Origin of the sequence: Motilibacter deserti (assembly GCF_011250635.1) — a bacterium.
In the GTDB taxonomy this organism is placed as follows: Bacteria; Actinomycetota; Actinomycetes; order Motilibacterales; family Motilibacteraceae; genus Motilibacter_A; species Motilibacter_A deserti.
Map to the genome: position 1 here is coordinate 1 of NZ_JAANNP010000066.1, position 10594 is coordinate 10594.

The 10594-nt window shown below is 72.5% G+C and carries 6 protein-coding genes and 1 pseudogene; 4 read left to right on the plus strand and 3 right to left on the minus strand.

Going from position 1 to position 10594, the window contains the following annotated elements; genetic code table 11:
- Nucleotides 1-3166: beta-galactosidase small subunit-related protein (locus tag G9H71_RS19040; RefSeq protein ID WP_166284370.1), on the plus strand; the 3166-nt coding region annotated here is incomplete at its 5' end.
- Nucleotides 3167-3231: 65 nt separating this feature from the next.
- On the opposite strand, the gene G9H71_RS19045 is transcribed toward G9H71_RS19040, so the two are convergent.
- From G9H71_RS19045 to G9H71_RS19055, 3 genes are read right to left on the minus strand one after another with little or no spacing between them, the layout of a single operon-like run.
- A complete protein-coding gene (locus G9H71_RS19045) occupies nt 3232-4701 on the minus strand; it encodes a response regulator (RefSeq protein WP_166284371.1) in 1470 nt (489 codons plus the stop codon).
- Nucleotides 4698-7151 (minus strand): ATP-binding protein, encoded by a 2454-nt coding sequence (locus tag G9H71_RS19050; RefSeq protein WP_166284372.1) that lies wholly within the window; start codon nt 7149-7151, stop codon nt 4698-4700. The genes G9H71_RS19045 and G9H71_RS19050 overlap by 4 nt, the downstream gene beginning before the upstream one ends.
- Nucleotides 7152-7206: 55 nt before the next feature.
- On the minus strand, nt 7207-7899 hold the full coding sequence (locus G9H71_RS19055) for a response regulator (protein WP_166284373.1): 693 nt from the start codon (nt 7897-7899) through the stop codon (nt 7207-7209).
- 281 nt (nt 7900-8180) lie between these two features.
- Here G9H71_RS19055 and kdpF point away from each other — a divergent pair, with 281 nt between their 5' ends.
- The 3 genes and pseudogenes from kdpF to G9H71_RS19070 form a co-directional block, all read left to right on the plus strand.
- Nucleotides 8181-8270, plus strand: coding sequence for a K(+)-transporting ATPase subunit F (kdpF, locus tag G9H71_RS24695; RefSeq protein ID WP_166284374.1), 90 nt, complete (start codon nt 8181-8183; stop codon nt 8268-8270).
- Between the two features lies 1 nt (nt 8271).
- Nucleotides 8272-9930 carry a potassium-transporting ATPase subunit KdpA gene (gene kdpA / locus G9H71_RS19065; protein WP_166284375.1) on the plus strand — a complete coding sequence of 553 codons (1659 nt, stop codon included), beginning with the start codon at nt 8272-8274 and terminating at the stop codon, nt 9928-9930.
- A gap of 247 nt (nt 9931-10177) precedes the next feature.
- Nucleotides 10178-10594: pseudogene (locus G9H71_RS19070) on the plus strand (potassium-transporting ATPase subunit B); the annotation flags it as partial.

The window sequence follows — 10594 nt, forward strand, 5'->3', positions numbered from 1 at the left end:
CGAGCGGCCGTTCGTGCTCATCGAGTACTCCCACGCCATGGGCAACAGCAACGGCAACCTCAAGGACTACTGGGACATCATCCGGTCCCATCCCGAGCGGCTGCAGGGCGGCTACATCTGGGACTTCGTCGACCAGTCGCTCTGGACGAAGGTGCCCGCGAAGCGCACGATCCAGGAGTCGGGGCCGAAGAAGCTCACCGCCGCTGTCGCCCGGCGGGCGAGCATCGAGCCCACCGGGCTTAGCGGCAAGGCCACGTTCGGCAACGACCCGTCCCTCGACCTGACGAGCTCGGTCACCCTCGAGGCCGTCGTGACCCCCCAGGCGCAGTCGATGAGCCAGGGCACCATCGCGAGCAAGGGCGACCACCAGTACGCCCTCAAGCAGAACGGCACGTCGCTCTCGTTCTACATCTACGGCACCAACGGCGGTTGGACCGAGTACGGCACCGCCGTCCCCGCCACCGGCTGGGTCGGCAAGCAGCACCGTGTCGCGGGCGTCTACGACAAGGCCGCCGGGAACATCAAGCTGTACATCGACGGAGCCCTCGCCGGCCGCAAGAACGTCGCGGGGCCCATGACCGCGAGCGACCAGCCGTTCATGATCGGCGGCGAGTCCGAGCACAGCGACCGCGCCTTCGTCGGCGAGGTCTCCGGCGTACGCCTCTACGACCGCGCGCTCTCGGCGGCCGAGGTCGCGGACGCCGGGCGTACGAGCACGGACCCGGCCGTCCGGCTGTGGTTCGACGCGTCCGCGACGACCATCACCGAGACCGGCGGGTCCGACGAGAAGTACCTCGCCTACGGCGGTGACTGGGGCGACGAGCCCAACGACGGAAACTTCGTCGGCAACGGCATCGTCCTCGCCGACCGCACGGAGACGCCGAAGACGGCCGAGGTCAAGCAGGTCTACCAGGACATCCAGGTCGCCGCGGACGACGTCGTGAACGGCGAGGTAGCGATCACGAACGAGGCCCTCTTCCGCAACGTCAACGAGTACGACGTCACCTGGCAGCTGCTGCGCGACGCCACCGTCGTGCAGCAGGGGACGCTCTCGCCCGCGGAGGCGGACGTCGCCCCCGGCACCACGAAGACCGTGGACATTCCGTTCACGAAGCCGGCTTCGCTGCCCGCCGGGAGCGAGTACTGGCTGAACGTCCAGTTCCGGCTCAAGAGCGACACGCTCTGGGCGGACAAGGGCTACGTCCAGGCCAAGCAGCAGCTGGAGGTGCCGTTCGGCGCCCCGGGCGTCGTGCCCGCGGACCTCAGCGCGATGCCCTCGCTCACGTCGCAGGAATCGACCGACGAGGTGACCGTCAGCGGCGACGGCTTCGCGGTGACGGTCGACAAGAAGCAGGGCACGCTGTCCTCGTTCACGAGCCAGGGGCAGGAGCTGCTCCGGTCGGGGCCGCGGCCGAACTACTGGCGCGCTCCCACCGACAATGACGTCGGCACCAACCTGGCGAGCACCGCGCGGACGTGGCGCTACGCGGGCCGGGACTGGGCGATCAGCGACGTCGAGGTGGAGCCCCTGCTGGACAAGGCGGTGCGCGTCACCGTGACCGGGACCGTGCCGACCACGACGCCGTCCAAGGCGTCGATGACCTACACCGTCTTCGGTGACGGGCAGGTCAAGGTCAGCAGCACGCTCACCCCGGGCTCGTCCAGCCTCCCGTTCATCCCGGAGGTCGGCACGATGATGACGCTGCCCTCGTCGCTGGAGACGCTGACCTGGTACGGCCGCGGCCCGCACGAGTCGATGCTCGACCGCAAGGCGTCGGCCGACGTCGGGGAGTACTCCGGCGCGGTGAGCGACCAGGTCACGAAGTACCTCCGGCCGCAGGAGTCCGGCAACAAGACCGACGTCCGCTGGGCGGCGCTGACCGACCCGTCGGGCAACGGACTGCTGGTCTCCGGCGACGGCGTGCTCGAGGTCAACGCGAGCCACTACACCCCCGAGGACCTGTCGCAGGTCATCGGGCGCAACGGCCAGCACTGGTACGACACCCCCGCCCGTGACGAGGTCGTGCTCCGGGTGAACCTGCACCAGATGGGCGTCGGCTCCGACGACAGCTGGGGCGCGCCGACGCACGACGAGTACAAGCTCTTCGCCAACCGGAGCTACGGCTACAGCTATCGGCTGGCGCCGATCCGCACTGGCCAGGACGCCATGCAGCTGTCGCGCCGGGCGGTCGCCGCCGACCTCGTCACCGATCTGCGGGTGGACGGGACGACGGTCTCGGGGTTCACCCCTGGTGGGGGGGACTACGCGTACACCGCGTTCTCCGGCGAGCCCACGCCGACCGTCGAGGTGGACACCGCGGCCGGGGTGACCGTCGAGCGCGGGAAGGTGACGGTGCCGGGCACCTACCGGGTCGTCGCGACGTCACCCGACGGCAAGCGGACGGAGGCCTACACCATCCGCTTCACCAGCACCGACGTGTCGTACCTCTCGGACCGGCAGTGGGCCTCGGCCACCACCGGGTGGGGCTCGATCGGGCGCGACGTCTCGGTCGACGGCAACCCGATCCGGGTGCGGTCGGCAGACGGCAGCGCGAGGACGTACGCGAAGGGGCTCGGCGTGCACGCCGACTCCCAGCTCGTCTACGAGCTGTCGAAGCTCAACCTGTCCCGGTTCCAGGCCGTCGTCGGCGTCGACCAGGAGGTGCCGGCGAACGCGAAGTCGTCGGTCGAGTTCCGGGTCCTGCTGGACGGCAAGGAGGCCTTCGACAGCGGGGCCATGACGCGGGGCACGGCGGCGGTCCCCGTCGACCTCGACGTGCGTGGCGTCAAGCAGCTGACCCTGATCACCGGCGACAGCGGGAACGGCAACCAGGAGGACCACACCGACTGGGCGGACGCGAAGCTGATCGCGGCTCCGAGCGTGCCGATGGCCGCCGCCGACGACCTGTCGTTCCCCGTGGGCCGGTCCTCCGCGGCCGCCCTCGCGACGGTCACGGCGAGCGGGATGACGGCCTCGCAGCTGTCGGCCACCATCGACTGGGGTGACGGGTCCACGACCACCGGCACCCTGGCGGGCCCGACCGGCAACTGGGGAGTCTTCGGCTCGCACGCCTACGCCGAGGCCGGTGCCTACACCGTCGCGGTGCGGGTGTCCGGGCCCGGCGGTGCCGTGGGGACGTCGATGACGACGATCCGCGTCGGCTGAGCTCCGCTCGCCGTGAACGAGGGCTCGGTCCCGTCCGCCCGGACGGGGCCGAGCCCTCTTCCTGCTCAGCCGCGCGCCAGCGCGGCTCGGACCAGGCCGGCGTCGGTGAAGGGCAGCAGCTCCTCCTGCAGCTGCTCGCAGTGCAGCAGCAGCCGGGGCAGAAAGGCGCGGGCCGTGTCCAGCGCCTCGGCCTGCGCGGCGGCGCTGAGCGCGGCGCACGATCCCGCCACTGCAGACGCGCCCAGCCACTCGCTCGACGTGCGCAGCGACTCCGCCGCCGCGAGCAGGGCGCGCGGCTCCTGGCGGCGTACGGACGCCTGGATCTTCAGCCGTCGGCCGGGCAGCTCCGCGAGGTAGGTGGAGACGACGTCGGCCGTGGCGGCGGCGTCACCGTCCAGCCGCTCGGCGATCCGGCGCAGCACGGCGGGTGCCGGCGCGCAGCGCGAGCCCGCCTCCTGCGCCTCGTGGCCCGCCGCGGCCCGGGTCAGGGCGGCGCCCAGGGACGTGAGGTCGACCGGCTTGGTGAGCACCTCGTCCATGCCGGACGCGAGGCAGGCGGTGATGGACTCGTCCGTGACGTCGGCCGTCACGGCCAGGATCGGCAGCCGGGGTGCGTCCGGGGCAGTAGCGGCGCGGATGCGGCGCGTGGCCTCACAGCCGTCGATGTCCGGCAGGTGCCGGTCCATGAGGACGACGTCGAACCCGCCGGCGAGGGCGGCCTCCACCCCGGCCTCACCCGTCGCGACGGCCACCAGCTCGTGGCCGAGCCGGGCGAGCTGCCGTTGCGTCAGCAGCCGGTTCGTCGCGTTGTCCTCCACGTAGAGGACCTTCAACGCGCGATCCGCAGTTCGGTCGTCCTTCGCTACGGCCGGGGTCGCTCGCAGCGGCGCAGCGGGTCGGGCCGCGAGCGGGAGGGTGACCGCGACCCGGTTGGCGTCGACAGCGATCGACGCGTCCAGCAGCGCGCCCAGCTGACGGACGAGGAGCAGCCCGACGGCCGACGCCTGCTTCGGGTCCTCGCCCACGAGGACCGCACGGGCCGCCGCCGGCAGCCCGGGGCCGGCGTCGCTCACCGTGAAGCGCAGCTCGGAGCCGACCGGTGTCACGTCCAGCGTCACCGGCGCCTCGCCGTGGATCGCGGCGTTCGACAGCAGCTCGGCCAGGAGCTGGTGCAGGGCCGACGCGTCGGTCACGAGCGACTCGGGCGCGGTGGCGGCGACGACCGCGCGCACGCGGGTGCCGGCCGCCTCGTCGAGCTCGGCGAGGACGTCGGCGAGCTCGACGCGCTGGTCACGGCGGGTCGCGTCACCGGCGGACAGGCGCAGCAGCCACGTCATGCGGCTGCTCGCGGACAGCAGCTCCTCCGCGCTGCCCACGAGACGGTCGACGAGGAGCCGCTGGTCGGCGTCGACGTCGGAGGCCGCGAGCAGCTCGAGGAAGCCCAGCAGGCTGTGCAGGGGCGTACGCACGGCCGTGCCCATGGTCTGGCCGAGCAGTCGGTTGAGCTCGGGCGACGCCGGAACGGTGCTGGTCATGGTGCGGGGACTTCCTTGTCGACGATGTCGAGCAGCCGCTGCACGTCGAGCGGCTTGGGGACGAAGTGGGTGGCGCCGGCCTCGAGCAGCCGCCGCTCGTTGCCGGCGGACACGTCGGCGGTGAGGATCGCGACCGGCACCGAGGCCAGCCGCTCGGAGGCGTCCGTCCGCAGTGCCGCGAGGATGTCCGCGCCGTGCATCGTGGGCAGGTGCAGGTCGAGCAGGACCATGTCCGGCTCGAGCGTCCGGGCCGTGGCGAGCCCGTCGGCGCCGTCCACCGAGACGACCAGGTGCAGGTGCGGCCGGCGCTCGAGGATCCTGCGCACGAGCCGGATGTTCGACGGGTTGTCCTCGACGTAGAGCACGGTCCTGGCGCCGTCGACGGGTGCCGCGCCCGAGGCCGTCCCCGGCGCGTCGGGCGCGGGGCCCGCCCCGGCGTACGGCAGCTCGATCCAGAAGGTGCTCCCGCGCCCGGGCTCGCTCTCCAGGCCGATCGCGCCGTCCATCGCCTCGACGAGGGTGCGGGTGAGCGACAGGCCGATGCCGGTGCCCTCGATCTCCGTCGCCTCGGCCCCGAGCCGCTCGAAGGGCGTGAAGACGTCGTCGAGGTGCTCGGCCGCGATGCCCCGGCCGGTGTCCTCGACGGACAGGTGCACGCGCGGGCTTCCGCCCGTCACGCTCTTGACGAGCTCGGCGCGGACCCGGACCGTCCCACCGTCGACGTTGTACTTCACGGCGTTCGACAGCAGGTTGACCAGCGCCTGCTTGAGGCGCTGCCGGTCGGCCCGCACGGCGATCCCGGTGCTCGCGCAGTCAATGTCGATGCGGCGGTCGAGCGCGGCCGGCCGGACCAGGCCCACGCTCTCGACCAGGACCTCGTCGATCGCGACCGGCTCCAGCGAGAAGGAGAGCCGGCCGGACTCGATGCGGACGACGTCGAGCACCTCGTTGATGAGGCCGAGCAGGTGACGCCCTGCCTTCATGATCTGCTCGGTGTTCTCCTGGTCCTCCTCGCCGAGGTCTCCGAGCTCGAGCAGCTGGCCGAACCCGAGGATCGCGTTGAGCGGCGTGCGCAGCTCGTGCGACATGCGGGAGAGGAACTCGCTCTTCGCCGAGCTCGCGCGCTCCGCCGCCGTCCGCGCCTCCTCGGCCTCGTCCCGGGAGCGCTCGGCCTCGTCGCGGGCCCGCTCGGCCGCGCTCATCGACAGCTGCACGTCGTTGATGAGGCGCGCGTTCTCGAGGGCGACGCCGATGTGCGTCGCGGCGGTCTCGAGGAGCTTCCCGTCGCTGTCGCCGAAGGTCGAGTAGTCACCCAGCCGGTTGCCCACGAGCACGTGTCCGCCGACGCCCGGCAGCACCGCGACGACGCAGTCGCGCAGGCCACGCGCTTCGACCTGCTCGCGCTCGCCGGCGCTGCGGCGGCTGCCGCGGGGCACGACGCGGAACGCGACGGCGTCGGAGGGCGACCGCCAGCTGCCCGGGACCCGGTCGACCGTCACCGTGTCGTCCGCGTGCAGGGCGTGCCGCTCGTCGCCGCCCGCCGCCGGCAGCACGATCTCGGCGTACTCCGCCTCGACGAGCTCGCGCACCTCCACGAGCAGCCGCTCGAGAGCCTGCGGCCCGGACGCGCCCAGGTAGAGCGAACGGGTGAAGTGGTTGAGCCGCTCCATGCTCCGGTGCCGGTTGCGCAGCCCGGCGTACGCCCGGTAGGCCAGCAGCAGGGCCGCGCCCAGCACCACGATGGGCAGCGCGGCGGCGGCGTCGTGCCAGTACGCCGCGAGCATGAGGACGGCGACGGTCGCGTTGCCCGCCGCGGCGGCGACGCTGATCGGCAGCCCACGGCCGAAGGCTCCCAGCTCGAGGGCGCCGAGGTGCAGCGAGATCGCCATCGTGAGGGTCACACAGCTCAGCAGGGAGAGCGTCAGCATGACGGCCAGCGCTGCACCCCACACCGGAAGCACGCCGGTCGCTCCGGCCGCCCCGAGCTGCTCGAAGACCAGCACGCCGAGGGTCATCTCCAGTGCCGCGTGGACGCTGTTGAAGACGATCTTGTTGACGTGCTGCCGGCGGACGAGCGCCATCGCCGCGACCATGCCCAGGACGCGGGCGGCGACGAGGAGCAGGGGCGAGCAGAGGGCGAGGCCGACGACGAGCGGGACCTCGCTGAACGTCGCCGCGACCGCGTTCTTGCGCATCCCGAAGTGCACGGGGAAGCTCTCGGTGAAGAAGAACGCCAGCAGGAGCAGCAGGGCCAGGCCCCAGGTGTCGCCACCGCCCGGCAGCTGCAGCAGCAACGCCCCGGTGAGCACCGCGAGCGCCACGCTGAGCGCGTAGACGCGCCGGTCCCCCGGGGAGGTGCGGGCCGGGCCGCGTACGCCCTGCGCCGGCCCGGGCGACGATGCCTCTCGCGCCGCCGCCCCGGGCGGTGCGAGGGACACGTCCGTAGCCATGGGCCTCCTATCGGAAGAAGCCCAGCGGTTCTTAGCGGCCCCCGAGGTGGCTCGGCTACGGCTGGAAGCGGTAGCCCATGCCCGGCTCGGTCAGCAGGTGCCGAGGGCGGTCCGTGTCGGGCTCGAGCTTGCGGCGCAGCTGGGCCATATACTGGCGCAGGTAGTTGGTCTCGTCGTTGTACGCCGGACCCCACACCTCGTGGAGGAGCTGGCGCTGCGACACCAGCCGGCCGGGGTGGCGCAGCAGTGCCTGCAGCAGACCCCACTCCGTCGGCGTCAGCCGCACCTGGCGCTCCTCCTCGGGCCCGGCGCCGTCGCGCAGCACGCGCCGGGCCGCCAGGTCCACGGTGACGGCGCCGAAGCGTACGACCGAGCCCTCCTCGCCCGTCGCCACCCGCCGGCTGACCGCACGCGTCCGGGCGAGCAGCTCGTCGACGTCGAACGGCTTGGTGACGTAGTCGTCGGCGCCCGCGTCGAGCGCCTCGACCTTGTCCAGCGAGTCCGTGCGGCCCGACAGCACGATGATCGGCACCGAGGTCCAGCCGCGCAGGCCACGGATCACCTCGACCCCGTCCATGTCCGGCAGGCCCAGGTCGAGCACGACGAGGTCGGGGCGGGTACGCGCCGCCACCGCAAGCGCGTCGGCTCCGGTCGCGGCGGTCTCCACGTCGTACGCGCGGGCCCGCAGGTTGATGCGCAGCGCGCGCAGGATCTGCGGCTCGTCGTCGACGACCAGGATCCGGGTCACGGGGCACAGCCTCACACGGCTGCGGGCGCGCGGCGCCGCGAGGACGTCAGCACGCCGTCAAGGTGCCGCCGACTGGCGTCAGGAACGCGTCAAGACCGGCTCCGTCCCCGCTGGCCGGCGGTTCTCTGGTCCCGTGCCCACCCTGGGCCGCGCGGGCCGTGCTCGGCCCGCGGAGTTGACGTGGTTGTCCGGGAGCCCTGCATGGCCGATCTGGTCTTCGTCCTCGTCACCGTGGCGTTCTTCGTCGCCTGCGGTGTCCTCGTCCGGGGGGTCGAGCGGCTGTGAGCGCCGAGAACGTCGTCGGCCTGGTCCTCGCGGTCGGCCTTCTCGGATACCTCGTCGTCGCGCTGCTGTTTCCCGAGAGGCTCTGACGTGGGCGAGACGACGTCCTTCATCCTCTCCGTCCTCGGGCTGGTCGCGGCGCTGGCGCTCGTCCACCGCCCGCTGGGGGACCACATGGCCCGGGCCTACTCCGGCTCTCGGCACCTGCGCGCCGAGCGGGTGGTCTACCGGCTCGTCGGGGTCGACCCCGAGGCCGACCAGCGCTGGCCCGTCTATCTGCGCTCGGTCCTGGCGTTCTCGGTGGTGAGCGTCCTGGCGCTCTATCTGCTCCAGCGCGTGCAGTCGCACCTGCCGCTGGCGCTCGGCTTCCCCGGCATCGAGCCGGACCAGGCCTTCAACACCGCCGCGTCCTTCGTCTCCAACACGAACTGGCAGTCCTACTCGGGCGAGGCGGCCATGGGCCACCTGACGCAGATGGGCGGCCTGGCGGTGCAGAACTTCGTCTCGGCCGCCGTCGGGATGGCCGTGGCGGTCGCCCTGATCCGCGGGTTCGCCCGCTCACGCACCGAGCGGCTCGGCAACTTCTGGGTGGACCTCACCCGCACCTGCATCCGGATCCTGCTCCCGCTCTCGTTCGTGGCGGCGATCGTGCTCGTGGCCTGCGGCGTGATCCAGAACCTCCACGGGTTCACGGACGTCCAGACGCTCGCGGGGGGCACGCAGCCGATCCCCGGCGGCCCCGTCGCCTCGCAGGAGGCCATCAAGGAGCTCGGCACCAACGGCGGCGGGTTCTTCAACGCGAACTCCGCCCACCCGTTCGAGGGCCCGACGGCCTTCGCGTCGTGGTTCCAGGTCTTCCTGATCCTGCTGATCCCCTTCAGCATGCCGCGGGCCTTCGGCAGGCTCGTCGGCGACGTACGCCAGGGCTACGCGATCGTCGCCACGATGGGCCTGATCTGGCTGGCGTCGCTGGTCGCGATGTACGTCGTGGAGTCGGCGCACCCGGGCACGGTCCCGCAGGCGGTTGGCGCGTCGATGGAGGGCAAGGAGACGCGGTTCGGCGTCGGGCTCTCGTCGCTGTTCGCCACCTCGACCACCATGACGTCGACGGGGGCGGTGAACTCCTTCCACGACTCGTTCACCTCGCTGGGCGGCGGCCTGGCCCTGCTCAACATGCAGCTGGGCGAGGTGACGCCCGGCGGCGTCGGCGGAGGCCTCTACGGGATGCTCGTCCTCGCGATCGTCGCGGTCTTCCTCGCCGGCCTGATGGTGGGGCGCACCCCGGAGTACCTCGGCAAGAAGCTCGCGCCGCGAGAAATGAAGCTGGCTTCGCTCTACATCCTGGTCATGCCGGCGACGGTGCTCTCGCTCACGGCGCTGGCGGTCGCCCTCGACGGGCCGCGCTCGTCCATGCTGAACGCGGGTGCGCACGGCTTCTCCGAAGTGCTCTACGCGTTCACGTCGGCGACGAACAACAACGGCAGCGCGTTCGCCGGCATCAGCGTGAACACGGGGTTCTACAACACCACCCTCGGTCTGGCCATGCTGATCGGCCGGTTCGTGCCCATCATCCTCGTGCTCGCGCTGGCCGGGTCGCTGGCCCGGCAGGCCCCCGTGCCGGTGACGGGCGGGACGCTGCCGACCCACCGCGGCCTCTTCGTCGGCCTGCTGAGCGGCGTCGTGATCGTCGTCGCGGGGCTGACCTTCCTGCCCGCGCTCGCCCTCGGCCCGTTGGCGGAGGGGCTGTGACGAGGCGCGCCGCCGTGGACGACCTTGTGGGACGCCGGGGGCGTGATGGCGCCCGTCACTTCCCACAAGGTGACGTGGGCCGGGCTGGCCCGCCGGCCTCACCGTCCCGCGCCCGGCACGAGGCCGTGGAGTGCCACGCCCGTGACAGCGAGCGCAACGCTCCACGGGCTGCGCCAGTCGCCCGCCGCGCACAGGGACGGCCCACCCCCAGCACGTCTCAGATCAAGACCGGAAAGGAACTACAGCCATGACCGCCCCCAGCTCGACGCGCGAGGCGCCCGTCGAGGCGCAGACCAGCCCGGGCGCAGCACCGGGCCGGCAGCCCGAGCACCGGGTCAGCGGTGGCCTGCTCGACCCTCGGCAGCTCGTGCGCTCGCTGCCGGACGCGGTCCGCAAGCTGGACCCTCGCCGGCTCGCGCGCAACCCGGTGATGCTCGTCGTCGAGGCCGGATCGGCGCTCGCCACCGTGCTCGCCGTGGCCGACCCGAGCGTATTCGCGTGGGTCATCGTGGTCTGGCTCTGGCTGACCGTGGTCTTCGCGAACCTGGCCGAAGCCACCGCCGAGGGTCGGGGCAAGGCCCAGGCGGCGACCCTCCGGCAGGCGCGCACCACGACCACTGCGCGGCGGCTCGGGCGCGGCGGCGGCGAGGAGCACGTGGCCGCG